This is a genomic window from Streptomyces sp. NPDC111628, assembly GCF_055635195.1.
Map to the genome: position 1 here is coordinate 1,447,138 of NZ_JBVKBZ010000002.1, position 21,951 is coordinate 1,469,088.

Consider the following 21,951-nt stretch of genomic DNA (forward strand, 5'->3'; position numbering starts at 1 on the left):
CCGAGTCCCGTCGTGTGATTACGATGTGAACTATAGAAATGATAATCATTTCTATCTAGCTCCAGCCGACCGGAAGGCAGCACCAGTGAGCGATGAAGCAGTCGTCCAGGCGCGGACAGCGGAAGGAGACGTCGGCAGCCGCGACCGCCACGCCCCCGCCGCGGTGCGGGAAGCCGTGGCAGGCGCGCTGGAGATCGCACCGGAGGAGTTGGACGACGACCGCGACCTCTTCGAACTCGGTCTCGACTCACTGGCCTTGATGTCCCTGGTCGGCACCTGGCGGCGCGAGGGCAGCACGGTCACCTTCCAGGACCTCACGAGCAGACCGACCCTGCGGGACTGGACGACCCTGCTCGCGCAGGTCGCGCAGGTCGCGCAGGTCGCGCAGGCCGACACGGCCGCCACCGCCCCGCCCGGGCCGCACGAGCCGGTGACCGGGGCGGAGCCGGACTCGGACTCCTTCCCGCTGGCCACGATGCAGCACGCCTACTGGATCGGGCGCCAGGACGGACAGCCTCTCGGCGGCGTCGCCGCGCACTTCTACGTCGAACTCGACGGCCACGGCATCGACCCGGCCAGGCTGGACACCGCCCTGCGGGCGCTCGTGCTGCGGCACGGCATGCTCAGGGCCGTCTTCGGCGAGGACGGCCGTCAGCGCTTCGGTGCCGCCGGGATGCCGCTCACCGTCCACGACCTGCGGGAACTCGCCCCCGCTGAGGCGGAGTCCGAGCTGGAACGCCTGCGCGAGCGCAACACCCACACCCGCCCGGACATCGGCGCCGGTGACGTCTTCCGCGCGGCCCTGTGCCTGCTCCCCGACGGCAGGACCCGCCTCCAGATCGACCTCGACATGATGGCCGGTGACGCACTGAGCCTGCGGGTCCTCCTGTCCGATCTGCGGCGCTTCTACGAGTGTCCCGACGAACCGCCGCGCGCACTCGGACTCGACTACCGGCGCTACCTTGCGGAGCACGACGCCCGGCGACGGACCGAGCGTGAGCGGGACGCCGCCTGGTGGCGCGAGCGCCTGCCGGATCTGCCGCGGGCTCCGCGACTGCCGACGACCGTCGACCCCCTGACCCCGGTCGGCGCGGACGACGGCACGCTGACCCACTCCCGCCGCCTGCACCACTGGCTCGGCCCCGCCGACAAGGCCGCCCTCCTCGGCGCCGCCCGCCGGCACGCCGTCACCCCCGCCGCCGCCCTCGCCACCGCCTTCGCCGAGGTGATCGCCGCCTGGAGCGACAGCCGGCGCTTCCTCCTCAACCTGCCGCTGTTCGACCGGGAGATGTTCGCGCCCGAAGTCGCCGGACTCGTCGGCGACTTCAGCAGCTCGGTCCTGCTCGACGCGGACCTGAGCGCGCCCCTGCCCTTCTCCCGGCAGGCCCGCGGCCTCCAGGAGCGGCTGCAGGCGGGAATCTCCCACGGCGCGTACGGCGGGGTCGAGGTGCTGCGCGACCTCTCCCGCGCCGAGGGAGCCCCGGTACTGGCTCCCGTCGTGTACACGAGCGCCATCGGACTGGGGGAGATCTTCGAGCAGGACGTCCAGAAGTCCTTCGGCCACCCGTCCTGGATCATCTCGCAGGGCCCACAGGTGTATCTGGACGCCCAGGTCACCGAACTCGACGGCGGTCTCCTCCTCAACTGGGACGTGCGGGACGGCGTGTTCGAGGCCGGCGTGCCCGACGCCGCGTTCGACGCCTACCGCCGCCTCGTCACCCGCCTGGTGACCGACCCCGACGCCTGGGCCCGGCCCGTGGACGGCCTGCTCGCCCCCGACGTCCTGCCCCGGCGCGCGGAGGCGGCCCTGCCCGCCACCCCCGTCGCGGACCGGGCCCTGCACACCCGCTTCTTCCGGCTGGCCGAGAGCGAGCCGGGCCGCACCGCGGTCGTCCGCACGAGCGGCGACACCCTCACCTACGGCGAACTCGCCCACGCCGCACGGCGGATCGCCACACTGCTGCGCGACCACGGGGTGCGGGAGGGGGACACCGTCGCCGTGACCCTTCCCAAGGGCGACAACCAGATCACCGCGGTCCTCGGCGTGCTGGCCGCGGGCGCGGCCTACGCCCCCGTCGGCGTGGAACAGCCCGCCCTGCGCCGGCAACGCATCCACGCGGTGGCCGGCGCCTCCGCCGTACTCACCGACCGGGACCACGCCCACCTGTGCGAGGACGTCGCGCCGGCTCCGGTGGTGCTTCTGGAGGACGCCTCGGGGCTCCGGCCCGCGCCGGTCGTCCGGCCGGACCCCGCCCTGCCCGCCTACGTGCTGTTCACGTCCGGCTCGACGGGACTGCCCAAGGGCGTCGAGGTGTCGCACCGGGCGGTCGTCAACACCGTCGAGGCGATGGCGGCGCAGCTCGGGCTCGGCCCGGCGGACCGCACGCTCGCGATCTCCGCACTGGACTTCGACCTCGCCACCTGGGACGTCTTCGCCCCGCTGTCCCTCGGCGGCCAGGTGGTGGCCGTAGGACAGGAGCACCGCCGCGACGCCCACCACTGGGCGCGGCTGGTGCGCACGCACGGGGTGACGCTGGTCCAGTGCGTGCCCGCCCTGCTGGACCTGCTGATGGCCGCCGGGGAGGACGAGGGCCTCGGGGACTCCCTGCGCATGGTGCTGCTCGGCGGCGACTGGATCGGGCTCGACCAGCCCCGCAGACTCCGGGCACTCGTCCCCGGCTGCCGTTTCGTGGCACTCGGCGGAATGACGGAGGCCGCCGTCCACTCCACGGTGTTCGAGGTGGAGGAGACCGACCCCGCCTGGAAGTCCGTCCCCTACGGTGTTCCGCTGCGCAACATGCGGGCGCGTGTCGTGGACGGACGCGGCCGCGACTGCCCCGATCTCGTCCCGGGCGAGCTGTGGATCGGCGGCCCCGGTGTGGCCAACGGCTACCGCGCCGACCCCGCACGCACGGCGGAACGCTTCGTCGACCACGACGGCGAACGCTGGTACCGCAGCGGCGACCTGGCCCGCTACCGGCCCGACGGCGTGCTGGAGTTCCTCGGCCGCGCCGACCACCAGGTGAAGATCGGCGGCCACCGCATCGAACTGGGCGAGGTCGAATCCGCGCTGGAGGACGACCCCGCCGTCCTGCACGCGGTCGCGACCGTCCTCGACACACCGGTACGTCACCTCGCCGCGGCCGTGTCCGCGCCCGGCGCGGCACCCGAACCGGACGAGATCCGCCTGTGGGCGGCGGAACGCCTCCCCGCCCACATGGTCCCCGAGCGCGTCCTCGTCCTGCCCGACCTGCCGCTGACCGCCAACGGCAAGCTCGACCGTACGGCCGTCCGCCAGGCGCTGACCGAGGCCGAGGGTGAGGCCGCCGACTGGCCCGGATCCGTCACGTCGGCGCCGGCCGGCCCGGTGGAGACCGCCGTGGCGGCCGAATGGGCCGACCTGCTCGGCGTGGCCGAAGTGGGACGCGAGAGCGGCTTCTTCCTGCTGGGCGGCGACTCACTCGTCGCGACCCGCATGATCGGCCGGCTGCGCGCCGCGGGCTTCCCGGGCGCCCGCGTGGCCGACCTCTTCGCCCGCCCCGTACTCCGGCACTTCTGCCAGACGCTGCACCCCGCGACGACGACCGACGAGGAGTCGGCCGCGGTCACCGCTCCCCTCCTCGTACCTGATCCGGACCACGCGCACGACCCGTTCCCGCTGACGGACGTGCAGGCCGCCTACCACACCGGCCGCGACCCCCGATTCACTCTGGGCGGCGTAGGCACCTGGCACTACACGGAGTTCGACGGCACCGACGTCGACCTGGACCGGCTGGAGCGCGCCTGGAACACCCTGGTGCGACGGCACGGCATGCTCCGCGCGGTCGTCCAGGACGGACACCAGCGTGTCCTGCCCGACGTGCCGCCGGTGCGCGTGCCGGTGGAGGACGCACCTGTCGGCGGTGCGGCCGAGGCCCTGGCCGGCCTGCGCGCCCGGCTGTCCCAGCAGGTCCGCGACCCCGCCCGCTGGCCGCTCTTCGCCATCGAGGCGGTGCGCCACCCCGCGGACGAGGACCCCGACGAGAAGGGCGGCGGCATCCGGACCCGGATCGGCATCGGCCTGGACTACCTCGTGCTCGACGCGCTCTCCATCACCACGCTCTACGCCGAACTGAACGCCCTCTACGCCGACCCGGAACACGAACTGCCGCCCGTGGACGTGTCGTTCCGCGACTACCTGACCCGCCTCCCGGCCGACCCCGCGTCGACCGCGCGGGCCCGCGCCCACTGGCAGGCCCGCCTGCCGGAACTGCCGCCGCCGCCCGCCCTGCCCTTCGACCGGGACCCGGCGACGCTCGACGCACCCGTCTTCACCCGGCGCCGGCTGAGCCTGCCCGCCGGGGACTGGGCGGCCGTCAAGCGGGACGCGGCCCGGCACGGCCTGACCCCGTCCACCGTCCTGCTCGCCCTGTACGCGGAGGTCCTGGCGGCCTGGAGCGGGACCGACGCCGTGACCGTGACGCTCACCCTCTTCAACCGGCGTGACGTCCATCCCCACATCTACCGGGTCCTGGGCGACTTCACCTCCCTGTCCCTCGCCGGCTACCGGCGTGAAGGCGACGCCTGGCGGGCGGCGGCCGCGGAGCTGCAACGCCGTCAGGCGGAGGACCTCGACCACGCCGACGTACCGATCGACTGGCTGCTGCGGGAGTTCGGCCGGCGCACGGGCACGGTGGACGCCGCCGCACCCGTGGTGTTCACCAGCGCCATCGGTGTCGGGGACGCGACGCTGGCCGGACCGGGCACCGGACTCCCTCCGAAGGTCTGGGGCATCTCCCAGTCCCCGCAGGTCTGCCTGGACAACCAGGTCACCGAGGAGTCCGGGAACCTGGTCGTCACCTGGGACGCCGTCGAGGAACTCTTCGCCGAGGGTGTGCTGGACGCGATGTTCTCCGCGTACGAAGGGCTGCTGCGGCACCTCGTGGACGGTGACTGGGAGGCACCGCTCCCCGACCTGGTGCCCGCCTCCCAGTACGAACGGCGGGACGCCGCGGCACGGGAGGCCGCCCTGGAACGGGTGACGCCGCGCCCGCTGCACCAGAGGTTCTTCACCCACGCGGCGTCCACCCCCGACCGCACCGCCCTCGTCACGACGGCGGGGGAGGAGGTGACCTACGGAACCCTCGCCGGACAGGCGCTGCGCACCGCCGCCGCGCTCGGCGACGCGGGGGTGCGGCCGGGCGACCTGGTCGCGGTCACCCTGCCCAAGGGCCCGGAACAGATCGCGGCCGTCCTCGGCACCCTCGCGGCCGGCGCCGCCTACGTTCCCCTCAGCCTCGAACAGCCCGCCGCACGGCTGGAGCGGGTGCACGCCACGGCCGGTTTCGACCTCGTCCTGGGCGGCTGGCCCGCCACGGACGGCTCCGGCCCCCGCACCCTGTCCTTGGCGGACACGCAGGGCGGCGAGCCGTTGTCCACACCGGTCGGAACGGCTCCCGACGCGCTCGCCTACGTGATCTTCACGTCGGGCTCCACCGGCGAGCCGAAGGGCGTCGAGATCACCCACGCCGCCGCCTGGAACACCGTCGCGGACATCAACGCCCGCCACGGCATCCGTGGCGACGACCGCGTCCTCGCCCTGTCGGCACTGGACTTCGACCTGTCCGTGTACGACGTCTTCGGGCTGCTCGCCGCAGGCGGCTCCCTCCTGCTGCCCACCGAGGACCAACGACGTGAACCGGCCCGCTGGCCCGACCTGCTGGACCGGTACGGCGTGACCGTCTGGAACACCGTCCCCGCCCTGCTCGACCTGCTGCTCGACGCGGACGGACAGGGCGGACAGGACGGACAGGACGGGCAGGGGGAAAAGGGGGGACGGGCAGGCGGCCGGATCGCGGGGCTGCGGACCGCGCTGGTCTCCGGCGACTGGATCGGCCTCGACCTGCCCGCCCGGCTGCGCGCCCGGACCGGGCGATCCTGCGCCTTCGTCGCCATGGGCGGAGCCACGGAAGCAGCCATCTGGTCCAACACCCTCACCGTCACGGAAACCGACCCCCGGTGGGTGTCCATCCCCTACGGACGCCCCCTGACCGGGCAGCACTATCGCGTGGTCGGCAGGGACGGCCGGGACTGCCCCGACTGGGCGCCCGGCGAACTGTGGATCGGCGGCGCGGGACTGGCCCGCGGCTACCTGGCCGACCCGGCCCGCACCGCCGAGAAGTTCGTCGAACGGGACGGGCGGCGGTGGTACCGGACAGGAGACCTGGGCCGGTTCCGGGGCGACGGACTGCTGGAGTTCCTCGGCCGGCTCGACAGCCAGCTGAAGATCGCCGGCCACCGCATCGAGGCGGGCGAGGTCGAGGCCGCCCTGGAGGCGCACCCGGCCGTCGCGCGCGCCGCCGTCCTGGCCGTGGGGGAGCGCACCGCCAGGCGCCTGGTGGCGTTCGCCGTACCGCACGAGCCGCCGCCCGCCGAGGACACCGAGCCGGTCGAGAACCCCGAACTCACCGAGGGCCTCCTCGGCCTGCTGGCCGAGCGGGTGCCGGGCTACGCCGTCCCGTCCCGCATCCTGCTGCTGCCCGCCCTGCCCCTCACCGCGAACGGCAAGGTCGACCGGGTCGCCCTGACCGGCCTCGCGGGACCCGACGAGGTCTCCACCGCCGCCGAGCCGCCGCGGGGCGAGACCGAGACGGCCCTCGCCGCGCTCTGGCACGCATGCCTGCCGCACGGGTCGCCGGACCGCAACGCCAACTTCTTCACCGTCGGCGGCGACAGCCTCACCGCGCTGCGCCTGCTCACGGCGATCGAGCGTCGCTTCGGGGCCGCCGTGCCCGCCCGCCGCTTCTTCGCCGCACCGACCATCGCCGCGCTCGCCGCGGACATCACCCGAACGCTCGCGGCCCACGGGACCGCCTACGAGACCGGAGAGCTGTGAACATCGCTGAACTGCTGGCCCGCTACGCGGACGAAGGCGTGACGCTGTGGGCCGAGGACGGACAACTGCGGTTCCGGGCCCCGCAGGGCCGGCTCACCGACACGCACCGAGCCGAACTGCGCACGCACAAGGAAGCCATCCTGCGCCACCTCGAGGCCGGGGAACCCGCGCTGCGCGCCGACCCCGACCACCGCCACGAACCGTTCCCGCTGACGGACATCCAGGCCGCCTACCTCATCGGCCGCACCGACGCCTACGCCTACGGGGGCGTCGGCTGCCACGCCTACGTGGAGCTGGCGTACCCCGACCTCGACGTCGACCGCGTCACCTCCGTGTGGCGGCAACTGGTCCAGCGGCACGACATGCTCCGGGCCGTCATCCACCAGGACGGCCACCAGCGGGTCCTGCCCGAGGTGCCCGCGCTGTCCGTCGGGGCCGACGACCTGACCGCGCTGCCGGACGCCACCGCCGAGGCACGGATGCGGCACACCCGGGCGCGGCTGTCCGCCCGCGAGGCGCCCACCGACCAGTGGCCCCTCTTCGACGTGCACGTGACCCGGACCGGCCGGCGGGCCGTACTGCACCTCTCCTTCGACATGCTCGTCGTCGACCACGCCAGCCTGCGGATCCTGCTCGCCGAGTTCCGGCGGAGCTACGGCGGCAGCGCCCTCGCCGACGCGCCGCGGATCACGTTCCGCGACTACGTCCTGGCCCGCCGCGCCCTTGCCGACACCGACGGCCACGCCCGCGACCGCGCCTACTGGACCGACCGGCTCGACACCCTGCCGCCCGCCCCCGAACTGCCCCTCGCCGAAGCCTGGCAGGCCGCGGTGGGCGACCCGGGAGAAGCGGGCCGCGGCCCGGCGTCCGGCGGCGACGCGGTGGCGTTCCGCCGACGGGAGGTACTGCTGCCCGCGGCCGACCGGGACCGGCTCACCGAACGTGCCGCGCGGCGCGGGCTGACCGTGTCGACGGCCCTGCTCGCCGCGTACGCCGAGACGGTCGGCGCCTGGTCGCGCACCAGCCGGTTCACGCTCAACGTGCCCACCGTCGACCGGCCCGTCCTGCACGAGGACATCGACCGCCTCGTCGGTGACTTCACCTCGCTCGAACTCCTCGCCGTCGACCTCGACACCCCGGCCACCTTCGCCGAACGGACCGGGGCCGTGGGCGAACAGCTCCTCGAAGACCTGGCCCACCCGCTGTTCACCGGCTCGGAGGTGCTCGCCGAACTCTCCCGCAGGGCCGGTGGTCCGGTCCTCATGCCGGTCGTCTTCACCAGCGCCCTGGGCGCGGGCGCCACGTCCGAGGGCGTGCCCCCCGAGGTGGAGTACGCCGTGACCCGGACACCGCAGGTGTGGCTCGACTGCCAGGTCATGCACCGCGGCGACACCCTCAGCCTGTCCTGGGACATCCGGGAGTGCGCGCTCGCCCACGGGACGGCCGACGCCATGTTCGAGGCGTACACGGCACTCGTGCGGTCGCTCTCGGCCGAGGGCGAGGCAGGTGAGCAGGCCTGGGACGCGCCCGTCCGCATCCCGCTGCCCGCGGCGCAGGCGGCGCGCCGGGACGCGGTCAACGCGACCGAGGGCCCCCTCCCGGACGCCCTGCTCCACGAACCCGTACTCGCCCGGGCACGGACCACACCGGACGCGATCGCGGTCCGCACCCCCGAACTGGCCCTCTCCTACCGGCAGCTCGTCGCCCGCGCCACGGGACTCGCACAGCAGCTGACGGCCTCCAAACTGCCCCCCGGGGAACCGGTGGCCATCTGGATGGACAAGGGCTGGGAGCAGGTCGTCGCCGTCTTCGGCATCCTCATGGCGGGCGGCGCCTACCTGCCCGTCGACACGGCCCAGCCGGCGGCCCGCCGGGACACCATCATCGCGGACGCGGGCGTCCGCACCGTCCTCACCCAGTCCTGGCTCGCCGAACTCGATGACCTCCCGTCGGCGGTGTCGCCCGTCGCCGTGGACCTCGTGGAGGAAGCCCGCGCGGACCGCACGCCCGCCGCCGCCCGCCGGGAACCGGACGACCTCGCCTACGTCATCTACACCTCGGGCTCCACCGGCACGCCCAAGGGTGTGATGATCAGCCACCGGGCCGCCCTCAACACCGTCGAGGACATCAACCGCCGCTTCGCGGTCGACGAGCGCGACCGCGTCCTCGGCATCGCCGGACTCGGCTTCGACCTGTCCGTCTACGACCTGTTCGGACCGCTCGCCGTGGGCGCCACCCTCGTCCTGCCCCGGTCCGACCGGCGCGGCGACCCCTCCCACTGGGCCGAACTGGTCCGCGACTTCGGCGTCACGGTGTGGAACTCCGTGCCCGGCCAGCTCCACATGCTGTGCGACTGGCTCCGCTCCGAGCCGCCCACGGACGACGGCTCACTGCGCCTCGCACTGATATCGGGCGACTGGATACCCGTCTCGCTGCCCGACCAGGCCCGCGCACTCCTGCCCGGACTGGAGATCATCTCCCTCGGCGGAGCCACCGAGGGCTCCATCTGGTCCATCGCCCACCCGATCGGCGAGGTCGACACCACCCGCCCCAGCATCCCGTACGGCAGGCCCCTGACCAACCAGACGTTCGCCGTGCTCGACCGGCACCTGCGGCCGCGGCCCGAATGGGTACCGGGCGAGCTGTACATCGGCGGTACCGGAGTCGCCCTGGGCTACCTCGGCGACGGCGAGCGCACGGCACAACGGTTCCTCACCGACTCCGCCACCGGAGAGCGGCTCTACCGCACGGGCGACCTGGGCCGCTACCTGCCCGACGGGACCATCGAGTTCCTGGGCCGGGAGGACGCCCAGATCAAGATCCGCGGTTACCGGGTCGAACTCGCCGAGGTGGAGGCCGCCGTACAGACCCACCCCGCGGTCGCTGCGGGCGCGGTCGTCGTGGACGACTCGGCGGCGGGCGGGCGGCGCCTGGCCGCGTTCGTCGAGACCGCACGCAAGGACGGCGGCGGGCCCGCCGTGACGAGCCGCGAACAGGCGCGCGCGGCAGCCGCCGACGCCGTACGCGAAGCGGCCGCGGCCGTCGACGCCGCACGGCTCACGGACTTCCTGGCCGCCCTCGACGACGTGGCCGTCGCCGAGATGACCCGGGTCCTCGCCGCCTCCGGAGTGTTCGACTCGGGCGCGGCACGCACGGCGGAGGAGGTGGGCACGGCACTGCGCGCCACACCGCGCCACCGGCACATCGTGCGCCGCTGGCTGCGCGCCCTCGCCGCCCGCGACCTGCTCACCCACCGGGACGCCGACGCGACCTACACCGGCCTCCGCCCCGTCCCCGCACCCGAGGCCGAGCGTCGGTGGCGGCGGGCCGCCGACCTGGAGCACGAGATCGGGTGGAGCACCGAACTGCTCACCGTCATGCGCACCTGCGCCGAGCGGCTGCCCGAGCTGATCTCCGGGGACGCCGGCATCCGGGACCTGCTCTTCCCGGGCGCGGCGACGGACGCCGCGGACGCCGCCTACCGGGACAACCTCGCCATCCGGCACCTCAACCGCGCCGTGGTCGCCGCGCTGCGCGAGATCGCCGCGGGCCACACCGGCGAGCAGCGGCTGCGGGTGCTGGAGGTCGGCGGCGGCGTCGGCGGCACCACCGGCGAACTGGTCCCGGTCCTCGCCGAGTACGGCGTCGACTACCTGTTCACCGATCCCTCGGCGTTCTTCCTTAACGAAGCCCGCGAGCGCTTCGCCGACCACACCTGGGTCCGCTACCAGCGCTTCGACGTCGACGAGGACCCGCGCGCCCAGCAGCTGCTGCCCAACACCTTCGACGTCGTGGTCTGCGCCAACACGCTGCACGCCGCCGCCGACGCGGACGCCGCCGTGGGCAGGCTCAGGGAACTGCTCGTACCGGGCGGACAGCTCGTGTTCGTGGAGAACACCCGCGACGAGAACCTCCCGCTGCTGGTCTCCATGGAGTTCCTGGAGGTCGCCGGCCGGGCCTGGACCGACGTGCGCGAGCACACCGGGCAGTCCTTCCTCACCCACACCCAGTGGCGTGACCTCCTCGACGGGCACGACGCCTCCGGGGTCACCTCGCTGCCGGACTCCCGGGACGCCCTGGCACGCACCGGGCAGGAGGTGTTCATCGCCACGATGAAGGACGACCGGCACCACGTGCCGGTGGGGGAACTGGCCCGAACGGCGGCCACCCGGCTCCCGGAGTACATGCTCCCCACGGTGTGGCAGGTCGTCGACACCCTGCCCCGCACGGCGAACGGCAAGACCGACCGCGCGCGCCTGCGGTCCTGGCTGCCCCGGGAGAGCGCACCGGTCGTCCTTGACGAGCAGCCGAAGGACGAGCTGGAGAACAGCCTGGCCGACCTGTGGACGGAACTCCTCGCCGTCGAACGCGTCACCCGCAACGACGACTTCTTCGACCTCGGCGGCGACTCGCTCCTGGTGGCCCGGATGGTGGGCCGGCTGCGGGAACGCGTACCGCGGGCGGCGGACCTGGAGTGGGAGGTCGTCCTGCGCCACATGCTGCGCCGCCCCACGGTCGCGGGTCTCGCCGGATTCCTGCGCGGCCTGGCCGGTCCCGAGGACGCGCCCCCCTCCGGTGCCGTACGCACGGACCCGGTGATCCACCTGCACGGCTCCCGCTCCGAGGACGAACCGACGACCGTGCTGGTGCACGCCGGAACCGCCACGATCATGCCGTACCGGGCGCTGATCACCGAGATCAGGCGCCGCTCGCCGGGCCTCGCCGAGGTCGTCGGCGTGGAGGTCCCGGACCTCGGCGGATTCCTCGCCGCACCGCCGGACGGACTCATCGAGCGGATGGCGGCCGACTACGCGCGGGCGCTGACCGCGGACGGCCGCAGCCGCTTCCACGTCGTCGGCTACTGCCTGGGCGGCCTGATCGCCACCGAAGTGGCCCGCAACCTGGCCGAGTCGGGAGCGGAGGTGGAGAGCCTCACCGTCATCAGCAGCCACAGCCCCCGCTTCCGCCTGGACGACGAACTCCTCGCCGAGTACTCCTTCGCCGTCATGATGGGCATCGACCCGGCCGACCTCGGGTTCCCGGACGACCAGTACCGGGTGGCAGCCGCGGCCGACGCGGTCCTGGCCGCCAGTCCCGGCGTCCTGCCGGACGGCGGACTCGCCGCGTCGGGCGAGGAGTTCGAGGACGTCGCGAGCTGCTTCCGCCGACTCGCCGACGTCCCCCGCGCCACCCGTATCGCCCGGATGTGCGAGGCGGTGCCCGCATCGGCCGGCACCTACGAACCCGACCACATGACGCGGCTCTTCCTCGCCTTCCGCCAGAGCGTCTTCGCCATCACCCGCTACCAGGCGGAGCCCTACGCGGGCGACATCACCTTCCTGCGCCACGACGGCGCCTACCCCTTCCCCGGAAGCAAGGACGCCGTCACCGCCTACTGGGAGGAACTGACCCTGGGAGACCTGGACATCGTCGACATCGGCGGAGACCACTACAGCTGCCTGTCCGTGGAACACGCCCCCGGGATCCTCAAGACCCTCGGCGAGCTGACCCAGGGGGCGATCACCCGATGACCAAGCCCGTGATCGGAGTCCTGGGCGCCTCCGGGGCGGTGGGCCGCGCCGCCGTACGCGAGTTGCGCGCGCTCGGCCACACGGGGCTCCGCCTGGGCGGCCGGACCGCCTCGACCCTGTGCGCGATCGCCGAGGAGGATCCCGCCGGCCACGACGAGACCGTGTGGGCGGACGCCACCGCACCGGACGGCCTGCGCGCCTTCACCGAGGGCTGCGACATCGTCCTCAACTGCGTCGGCCCCACCTACCGGCTGCGCGCCACGGTGGCCTCCGCCGCACTCGCCGCCGCGGCGCACTGCGTCGACGTGGCCGGGGACGACCCGGCCGCGGAAGACCTTCGCGAGGCCGGTGACCGGGCCCGGGACGGCCGCACGGTCGTCCTGTCCGCCGGAGCCCTGCCCGGCCTGTCCAGCCTCCTGCCCCGCTGGCTGGCCGGGCAGGGCCTGGACGGCGCCTCCGCGCTGACCGCGCACTGCGGCGGTCTGGAGACCTGCTCACCGACGGTGGCGCACGACCTCATGCTCTCCCTCACCTCCGGAGGCGCCGACGGCGCGGCCTACGGCGAGGCCCTCGCCGCCGTCCGCGGCGGCCGGCGTGTCCCGCGCGCCCTGCGCACGGCCGAGGACACCGAACACCGGTCCTTCCCGGGCCGGGTGGCGCTGCAGCCCTACCTCAGCCAGGAGAGCGAACGCCTCGCCGCCGTCCTCGGCCTCGACCGGCTCGACTGGTACAACGTCCACCCCGGCCCCGCCGTCCGCGTGCTGCTCAACCAGCTGCCGGGCCGCCTCGCCGCCGGGGACGACCCGGCGGAGCTGGCGGACCGGTTGATCCTCGCCGCTGACCTCGACCTGGCCGGACGCAAGCCCTGGTACGTCATGGATTTCGAACTGTCGGGCACCGCGGCCGGGCGGCCGGCCACCGCGGGACTGACCCTGCGCGCGGCCAGCAGCTACCGGCTCACCGCGGCCGTGGGCGCGCTCGCGGTGGACGCGGTGCTGCGGGCCCGGGTACCGGCGGGCGTGCACTTCGCCTGCGACGTGCTCGACCCCGACGCCGTGGTGCGGCACCTGCGCACCCGGAACGTCGCCGACCTCCGGCCCACCGGAGCGGCGGCCGGTGCCGACCAGGTGGAAGAGGGCGTGCTGTGAACACATCGACGCCCTTCAGGGTGCTGGTCTGCGGCACCAACTTCGGCCGCTTCTACGCCGAGGCGGCCCACCGGCGCCCCGGGTACGCCCCGGCCGGCATCCTGAGCCGGGGCTCGGCCGCCTCACGGGCCTGCGCGGAGCGACTCGGCGTCCCCCACTACACGGACGTCGACGACCTCCCGGCCGGCATCGACGCCGCGTGCGTGGCGGTGAGCTCCGCCATCTCGGGCGGTCAGGGCACCGAGCTGGCCCGGGCGCTCATGGACCGGGGCATCCACGTCCTCCAGGAACACCCCGTCCACCTCACCGAGTTGACCGACAACCTCACCCACGCACGCCGCCGGGGAGTGCAGTACCGCCTCAACACCCACTACCCGCACGTCGCCCCGGTCCGCGCCTTCATCGACGCGGCCCGCAGGCTCGTCGCCCAGCAGCGACCGCTCTTCGTGGACGCCGCCACCCCGGTCCACCTGATGCACCCCCTGACGGACATCCTCGGGCGGGCGATGGGCACCCTGCGGCCCTGGCGCTTCGCGGACCCGGCGCCGCTGCCCGCCGGCATCGGTCCGCAGCCGTTCCGCTCCCTGCACGGCATGCTGGCCGGCGTACCCCTCACCCTGCGCGTGCACCACCAACTCGACCCGTCCGACCGGGACAACCACGCCCTGCACTGGCACCGGATCTCGATCGGCACGGAAGGCGGAGTCCTCACCCTGGCCGACACCCACGGCCCCGTGCTGTGGAGTCCCCGGCTGCACGTCGGACGGGACGCCGACCGGCGCTTCGTCCTCGACGGACCCGGCACCGGCCGCCTGGGCCTGGGCACCACGGCCGTCGTCGGGACCACGGGCACCTTCCGCACCGTCTTCTCCGACCTGTGGCCGGAAGCGGTCGGCCACGCTCTCGACGGGCTCCGCGCGGCCGTCGAGCAGGGCGGCGACGCCCTTCGCGCGGGACAGTACGACCTGGCCGTGTGCCGCATCTGGAGCGACCTCGCCGCACGGCTCGGGCCGCCCGACATCGTCCGTCCGGCCACCCCGCGGCCCCTCGCGGTCAGCGACGTCTTCCCCGCCCCGGAGCAGGCTCGCGCCGACCTGGCTCGTACCGACGCACACCGCACCGACACGGACGACGGGGCCGACCCACACCGCGCCCACGTCCCTTCGAGTGCCTCGCCCTACACCCCGTCGGCCGAGTTCTTCGACCTCGTCGCCGCCGAGCACACCGCGACCGCGAGCGCGCCCGCCGTCGCCGCGCTCCTGGCCGACGCCGACCTGAGCGGCGGCCCGGTGGTCGACATCGGCGCGGGCACCGGCCTGGTGACCGAGGCCGTCGCCCGTGCCCGGCCGGACGCCGAGATCCTCGCCTGCGAACCGGCGGTCGGCATGCGCGCGGTGCTCACCAGCCGGGTCTTCAGCGACCCGGACCTGCGCTCCCGCGTCACCGTCACCGCGGACGCCGCGCCCGACCTGGAGCTCCCGGACCGGGTGAGTGCCGTCCTGCTGTGCGGTGTCCTCGGCCACCTCGACGAGGACGGACGAGCCAGGCTCTGGCGACGGCTGAACCGGCGGCTGGCCCCCGGCGGTCTGGTGGTCGTCGAACTCATGCAGTTCGAGGAGCCGTTGACCCTCCCCGAGACCCGGCTCGCCACCGCGACCGCCGGACGGCACCGCTACGAATGGTCGTTCGGCGGAGCGCCGGACGAGACCGAGGACGGCGTGATGCGCCTGCACTCCACCTGGCGCGTCTACCGCGACGACGCCACCGAGGCGGAGCGCGAGGTGCACGACTCCTACCGGTGGGCGCCCTTCGGGCTGAAGGACGTGGTCGCCGAGTCCGGGATGACCGCCCGCGCCCTGCCCACCCGGCCCGGAGCACCCCCGCTGGCCGTACTCACCCGGGCACCGGACGCCCCGAACACCCCTGCCCCTGTTGCCACCTCCACCCACGGCTGAGGACCACCGATGACACCCCCCGAATCCCCGACGGCCTCCCACACCCCCGGCGCCACCCCGCCCCGCGACTTCCCGATCCGGCGCGGCTGCCCCTTCGCCGCGCCCGCGGAGTACGCCGCGCTGCGCACCGACGACCCGGTCGCCCGCGTCACCCTGCCGACCCGGCGGGAAGCCTGGGTGGTGACCCGCTACGACGACGTACGGGAACTGCTCTCCGACCCGCGCGCCAGCGCCGACATCCGCCGCCCGGGCTTCCCCGCTCTCGGAGAGGGCGAGCAGGAGGCCGGGGCCAGGTTCCGTCCCTTCATCCGCACCGACGCCCCCGAGCACACCCGCTACCGGCGCATGCTGCTGCCGGCGTTCACCGTGCGCCGGGTCCGCGCGATGCGGCCCGCCGTACAGGCACGGGTGGACGAGATCCTGGACGGCATGCTGGCCGCCGGAGGCCCGGTGGACTTCGTGAGCGCCTACGCCAACGCCGTCTCCACGTCGGTGATCTGCGAACTGCTCGGCATCCCGCGGCACGACCTGGAGTTCTTCCGGGACGTCACCCGGATCTCCGGCTCCCGCAACAGCACCGCCGAGCAGGTCTCCGAAGCCCTCGGCGGCCTCTTCGGCCTGCTCGCCGGGCTGGTCGCCGAGCGCCGGGAGGAACCCCGCGACGACCTGATCTCGCAGCTCGTCACCGACCACCTGGTCCCCGGCAACGTGACGACGGAGCAGCTGCTGTCCACCCTCGGCATCACCGTCAACGCCGGCCGCGAGACCACCACCAGCATGATCGCCCTTAGCACCCTGCTCCTCCTGGACCGGCCGGAGCTGCTGGAGGAACTGCGCGAGGACCCCGCCCTGATGCCCGCGGCCGTCGACGAACTGCTGCGCGTCCTGTCCGTCGCCGACTCGATTCCGCTGCGCGTCGCCGCCGAGGACATCGAGCTCTCCGGCCGCACCGTCCCCGCCGACGACGGCGTCATCGCGCTCCTCGCCGGTGCCAACCACGACCCCGAGCAGTTCGACGACCCCGAGCGGGTCGACTTCCGCCGCACGGACAACCACCACGTGGCCTTCGGGTACGGAGTGCACCAGTGCATCGGTCAGCACCTGGCACGGCTGGAGCTGGAGGTCGCCCTTACGACACTCGTCCGCCGTGTCCCCACGCTGCGCCTCGCGGGGGAGCGGGACCAGGTCGTCGTCAAGCACGACTCGGCCACCTTCGGCCTCGACGAACTGATGGTGACCTGGTGACCGCCGCCTTCCCGTCGCACTCCTCCGCCCGCGCCGGACGTGCCGACAGCCCGTGGACCAGACGGTGGAACGAGGGTCCCGCCTCCCGGCTCACGTTGATCTGCCTGCCGCACGCCGGCGGCAGCGCAGGCTTCTACCGGCCCTGGGCGGCACTGATGCCCCCCGAGGTCGAACTCGTCGCCCTCCAGTACCCGGGCCGCGAGGACCGCTTCGACGAGCCGGAGAGCGCCGGCATGGGCGAGCTGGTGACCGCGGTGGCGGACGCAGTACTGCCGCTGCTCGACCGGCCCTACGCCCTCTTCGGACACAGCATGGGCTCCGCCGTGGCCTGGGAACTGGCCCACGAGTTGGACCGCCGCCAAGCCCCCGGCCCGCGCCGGCTCTTCGCCTCCGGCCGGGCCGCCCCCGGCACGGCGGTGACCGGGCAACTGCACCGCCAGGACGACGACGTGCTGTGCGCGGAACTGGCCCGGCTCGGCGGCACCAGCCGTGAGGTCCTCGACGACCCGGGACTGCGCTCCCTGGTCCTCACCGCCGTCCGCCACGACTACCGGATCATCGAAACCCACCGGCCCGAAAAGCGGCCGCCGCTGTCCTGCCCGATCCACGTGCTGACCGGCGACGCGGACCCGGAACTCGGCGAGCGGCGCAGCCGCGACCGGGCCGGCGGCTGGGCGGACCTCACCACCGCCCGCACCGAGGTCCGGGTCTTCCCCGGCGACCACTTCTACCTCACCCCGCGACGCCGTGAGGTGGTCGCCACCGTACTGCGCCGGATGGACCCCACGCTGACCACGGACGTCCGGCGCACCTGGCCGAGCACCCCGTGAGGAGACCGTCGTGATCGACTACTACTCGACCTCGGCCGAGTTCTACGAGCTGGTCGCCACCCGGCACACCGCCAGCAGCGGCCCGCCGCTGACCCGCGTCCTGACGGGCCTGGACGTCTCGCACGGCCCGGTCCTGGAGATCGGCGCGGGCACCGGACGCGTGACCGAGGTCATCGCCGCGGCGCTCCCCGAGGCGGAGATCCTCGCCGCCGAACCCTCGGCCACCATGCGGGCCATGCTCACCTCCCGGGTCGCCCGCGACCCGGACCTGCGGCGCCGGGTGACGGTGGCCGACGGCGCCGCCCAGGACCTCGTCCTGCCCGAACGGCTCTCCGCCGTCGTCATCTTCGGCGTCGCCGGTCATCTCACCGTCGCCGAACGCGTGGCGCTGTGGAAGCGTCTCGCCGACCGACTGCCGGACGGTGCGCCCGTCGTCGTGGAACTGATGGGGGTCTCCTCGCCCCGCCACATCCCCCCGGTGATGTCCCTGAGGGAGACCATCGGCCGCCAGACCTACGAGTGGTGGATCGGCGGCGAACCCACCGAGGGCGACGCCATGCGGTTCACCACGACCTGGAAGGTCCTGCGCGACGGCCGCACCGTGCGCGAGGTCGCCGACAGCTACGACTGGCACACCTTCGACGTCGCCCGCCTGGCCCGCGAGGCGGGCATGACCAGCCGCCGCATCACCGAGGCGGGCGGCCGGCCCATCCCCGAAATCGGAGTACTCGTCAAGTGACGTCACAACCGCCCGAGACCGGCCCGGACCCGGTGTCCCGGACGCCGACAGCCCCCGGCGAGGGCACCGCGGCACTCCCGCGCCCCTTGCATCCCCTGCGCGAACTGACCGGACCCGTCCGGAGCCGACTGGCCGTCGCCGTCGGCCTCCAGACCGTCGCGGCCCTCGCCGGAGTGGTGCCGTTCATCGCCGTCTCCGAGATCGCCGACCGACTCACGACGGGCACCCCCGCCGACGGCGACTCCCTGTGGCCGCTGGTCGCGCTGGCCTGTGCGGCCGGCCTCCTCGCCCTGGCGTGCGGCACGGCGGCCGGCGCCCTCGCCCACATCGCCGACAACGACCTCCAGCTCGCCCTGCGCCGCAGGCTCGCCCGGCACATCGGGCGGCTGCCGCTCGGCCGGCTCACCGACCGGGGCACCGGTGAGGTCAAGCAGGCGGTGCAGGACGACGTGAGCGCACTGCACACGCTGTTCGCCCACACCCTGCTCGACGTCGTCGCCGTGCTCACCGCACCGGTCCTCGCACTGGCCTACCTGTTCACCGTCGACTGGCGCCTCACCCTGGTCAGCGTCGTCCCCCTGCTGCTCGGCGTGCTCCTGTTCAGCCGGGCCATGGCGGGCGCGGCGGCCCAGATGGCCGAGTTCGGCGCCGCGCTGGGGCGGATCTCCGCCGCCGCCGTGGAGTTCGCCTCCGGCATCGCCGTCTTCAAGAGCTTCGGCCGCGGCCGCAAGGCCCACGAGCGTTTCGTCGACGCCACCGAGGGCTTCGCCGACTTCTTCTCCCGCTGGGTGCGGACCACCCTGGTCAGTTCCACCGCCGCCGTGCTGGTGGTCGCCCCGGCCGTCGTCCTGCTGCTCCTGACCGTCGTGGGCACGGTGTTCGTCACCCGCGACTGGACGACCGGCGCCGAACTCGTCCCCTTCCTCCTGCTGGGCCCCGCCGTCGCCGCGCCCATGGGCGTCGTCGGCCCCCGCATCCAGCAGATCCGGGCCGGCCAGGCCGCCGCCGTACGCATCACGGAACTCCTGCGCGCCCCGACCCTCCCCGAGCCCGCCGACCCCGTCGAGCCCGACGGCCACCACGTCTCCCTGCGCGGGGTCTCCTTCTCGTACGACGGGCAGGTCGACGTCCTGCGCGACGTCGACCTCGATCTCGCACCCGGCACGGTCACCGCGCTGGTCGGACCCTCCGGCTCCGGCAAGTCCACCCTGGCCTCGCTCCTGCCCCGCTTCCACGACGTCACCGCCGGCACGGTGACCCTCGGCGGCGCCGACCTCCGCGACATCCCCGCGACCGAGCTGTACCGCCGGGTCGGCTTCGTCCTCCAGGACGTACGGCTGCTGCGGGCGAGCGTCACCGACAACATCCGCCTGGGCCGCCCCGAGGCCACCGACGAGGAAGTCGAGCGGTGCGCCCGCGCCGCCCGCATCCACGACCGCGTGACGGCACTGCCCGACGGCTACGCGACCGAACTCGGCACCGCCGTCACTCTCTCCGGCGGTGAAGCACAACGCCTCTCCATCGCGAGGGCGTTGCTCGCCGACGCCCCCGTCCTCGTGCTCGACGAGGCGACCGCGTACGCCGACCCGCACTCCGAGGCACTGATCCAGGACGCGCTGTCCGCGCTCGCGGCCGGCCGCACCCTGCTCGTCATCGCCCATCGGCTGTCGACCGTCCGCTCCGCCGACCGGATCGTGGTCCTGGAGGACGGACGCGTCACCGAACAGGGCCGCCACGACGACCTCGTCGCCGCGGGGGGCCGCTACGCCACCCTCTGGGACGCCCAGAGCAGCACGGACGACGTCCGAGAAGGAAGTGCGCGATGATCCGTCAGCTCTACCGCGTCCTCGGGCCGGAAGGCTCCCGCCCCCTGAACCGGCTGCTCGTCCTCCAGTGCGGCGCGGCCGTCCTCCAGGGTGTGGCCTTCGCCCTCCTGGTGCCCGTCCTGCGTGCCCTGCTCGGCCCCGATCCCGACGACGTGTGGCCATGGCTGACGGCGTTCGCCGGCTGCGCGCTCGCGTACGCCGTGCTCCAGGGCGCGGCCGTCAGCGGTGGGTTCACGGTCGGTTCCCGGCTCTCCCGGGTGCTGCACCGCCGTATGGCGGACCAGGCACTGCGCCTGCCGCTGGGCTGGTTCAGCGCCGGCCGCACGGCCGAGTTCAGCAGGCTCGCCGGACAGAACGTCATCCAGGTGATGAGCACACCGGCCCACCTGCTGCGCCCGTTCATCAGCTCCCTGCTCACCCCGGCGACACTGGTGGCCGCCACGTTCTTCTTCGACGTCCGCACCGCCCTGGTGCTGATGGTCTGCGCGCCCGTGCTGTTCGCCGTCCAGGCGGCGAGCAGCGCCGTGATGCGCCGGCTGGACCTGGGCCGCGACGCCGCGATCGGCGAGTCCGCCGACCGGGTCCTGGAGTACGCGCGCAACCAGCCGGTACTGCGGGCGTTCGGCCGGACCGCCGAGGGATACGGCGCCCTCGACGACGCTCTGGTGGCCGAGGCGCGCGCCGACCGGCGGCTCATCGCGCGAGGGCTGCCCGGACTGGTCTCGTTCTCCTTCGCCACCCGGCTCGTGTTCGCCCTGCTGCTCGCCCTCGGGGTGTCCTGGCAGCTCGACGGATCGCTGTCCGTGCCCACCCTGCTGGCGCTCCTCGTGCTGCTGGTCCGCCTGATCGACAGCGTGTCCTCCGCCGCCGAGGCAGGTGCCGGAATGCGCATCGCCCGCAACACCCTGGAACGCCTCGGCGCGGTCCTCGACGAACCGCCGTTCCCCCAGCCCGCCGAGCCGCGGACGCCCCGCGACGCGAGCGTGGAGTTCGACAAGGTCGGCTTCCGCTACGACGGCGGAGCCGACCCGGTGTCCGGGGCAGCCGCACGCCCGGTCCTGAACGACGTGACCTTCCGCCTGCCGGAGCGCAGCATGACGGCGCTGGTCGGGCCCTCCGGCGCGGGCAAGACCACGATCGCCCACCTGCTCGCCCGCTTCCGGGACACCACCGAGGGCACCGTCCGCATCGGCGGCGTCGACGTCCGCGAGATCGGCGCCGACGCCCTCGCGGCCCACGTGTCCCTCGTCTTCCAGGACGTCTACCTCTTCGACGGCACGATCGAGGAGAACGTCCGCATCGCCGCCCCGCACGCGGACTCCGGCGAACTGGCCGAGGCCGCGGCGCTCTCCGGCCTCGACCGGGTGATCGGGGAACTGCCCGAGGGTTGGGCGACGAAGGTGGGCGAGGGCGGCGCCCGTCTGTCCGGCGGACAGCGGCAGCGCGTGTCCATCGCCCGTGCACTGCTCAAGGACGCCCCGATCCTCGTCCTCGACGAGGCCACCGCCGCCCTCGACCAGGAGAACGAGGCGCTGTTCGCCCAGGCCGTGCGCGCCCTGGCGGCCCGCAAGACCCTCCTGGTCATCGCGCACCGGCTGAGCACCGTCGTGAGCGCCGACCAGATCCTGGTCCTGGAGGACGGCGAGATCACCGAACGGGGCACGCACGACGACCTGGTGGCGGAGGCGGGCACGTACGCCTCCTTCTGGGAACGGCGGGCGCAGGCCCACGGCTGGCGCCTGGAGGCGGCCCCGTCATGACCCCTCGCCCGACACCCGCGACCCCCCCGACCCAGCGGCAGAG

At 74.0% G+C, this 21,951-nt stretch carries 9 protein-coding genes; all 9 read left to right on the top strand.

What is annotated here, in order from left to right; all coding sequences use genetic code 11:
- Positions 1-85 precede the first annotated feature (85 nt).
- The 9 genes from ACZ7MF_RS14275 to ACZ7MF_RS14315 are packed head-to-tail and all read left to right on the top strand — an operon-like array spanning position 86 to position 21,908.
- Entirely contained in the window at positions 86-6,874 is a 6,789-nt protein-coding gene (locus ACZ7MF_RS14275; protein WP_471477033.1) for an amino acid adenylation domain-containing protein, read from the top strand.
- Entirely contained in the window at positions 6,871-12,405 is a 5,535-nt protein-coding gene (locus tag ACZ7MF_RS14280; RefSeq protein ID WP_471477035.1) for a non-ribosomal peptide synthetase, read from the top strand. Before ACZ7MF_RS14275 ends, ACZ7MF_RS14280 begins: the two co-directional genes overlap by 4 nt.
- Complete coding sequence (locus ACZ7MF_RS14285; RefSeq protein WP_471477037.1) at positions 12,402-13,553, top strand: saccharopine dehydrogenase NADP-binding domain-containing protein; 1,152 nt, start codon at positions 12,402-12,404, stop codon at positions 13,551-13,553. Before ACZ7MF_RS14280 ends, ACZ7MF_RS14285 begins: the two co-directional genes overlap by 4 nt.
- The gene (locus tag ACZ7MF_RS14290; RefSeq protein ID WP_471477039.1) at positions 13,550-15,508 is read left to right on the top strand and encodes a Gfo/Idh/MocA family oxidoreductase; all 1,959 of its coding nucleotides are present in this window, start codon (positions 13,550-13,552) and stop codon (positions 15,506-15,508) included. Before ACZ7MF_RS14285 ends, ACZ7MF_RS14290 begins: the two co-directional genes overlap by 4 nt.
- Before the next feature lie 9 nt (positions 15,509-15,517).
- Positions 15,518-16,753, top strand: a complete 1,236-nt coding sequence (locus tag ACZ7MF_RS14295) for a cytochrome P450 (protein ID WP_471477041.1) — start codon at positions 15,518-15,520, stop codon at positions 16,751-16,753.
- Positions 16,750-17,583, top strand: a complete 834-nt coding sequence (locus ACZ7MF_RS14300) for a thioesterase II family protein (protein ID WP_471477043.1) — start codon at positions 16,750-16,752, stop codon at positions 17,581-17,583. The genes ACZ7MF_RS14295 and ACZ7MF_RS14300 overlap by 4 nt, the downstream gene beginning before the upstream one ends.
- Before the next feature lie 10 nt (positions 17,584-17,593).
- Positions 17,594-18,322 carry a class I SAM-dependent methyltransferase gene (locus ACZ7MF_RS14305; protein ID WP_471477045.1) on the top strand — a complete coding sequence of 243 codons (729 nt, stop codon included), beginning with the start codon at positions 17,594-17,596 and terminating at the stop codon, positions 18,320-18,322.
- The gene (locus ACZ7MF_RS14310) at positions 18,319-20,148 is read left to right on the top strand and encodes an ABC transporter ATP-binding protein (RefSeq protein WP_471477047.1); all 1,830 of its coding nucleotides are present in this window, start codon (positions 18,319-18,321) and stop codon (positions 20,146-20,148) included. Before ACZ7MF_RS14305 ends, ACZ7MF_RS14310 begins: the two co-directional genes overlap by 4 nt.
- A complete protein-coding gene (locus ACZ7MF_RS14315) occupies positions 20,145-21,908 on the top strand; it encodes an ABC transporter ATP-binding protein (RefSeq protein WP_471477049.1) in 1,764 nt (587 codons plus the stop codon). The genes ACZ7MF_RS14310 and ACZ7MF_RS14315 overlap by 4 nt, the downstream gene beginning before the upstream one ends.
- Positions 21,909-21,951: the final 43 nt, after the last annotated feature.

Coding starts and splice junctions, on each gene's coding strand:
- ACZ7MF_RS14285 (WP_471477037.1), top strand. CDS start 12,402: ATGACCAAGCCCGTGATCGGAGTCCTGGGCGCCTCCGGGGCGGTGGGC.
- ACZ7MF_RS14295 (WP_471477041.1), top strand. CDS start 15,518: ATGACACCCCCCGAATCCCCGACGGCCTCCCACACCCCCGGCGCCACC.
- ACZ7MF_RS14315 (WP_471477049.1), top strand. CDS start 20,145: ATGATCCGTCAGCTCTACCGCGTCCTCGGGCCGGAAGGCTCCCGCCCC.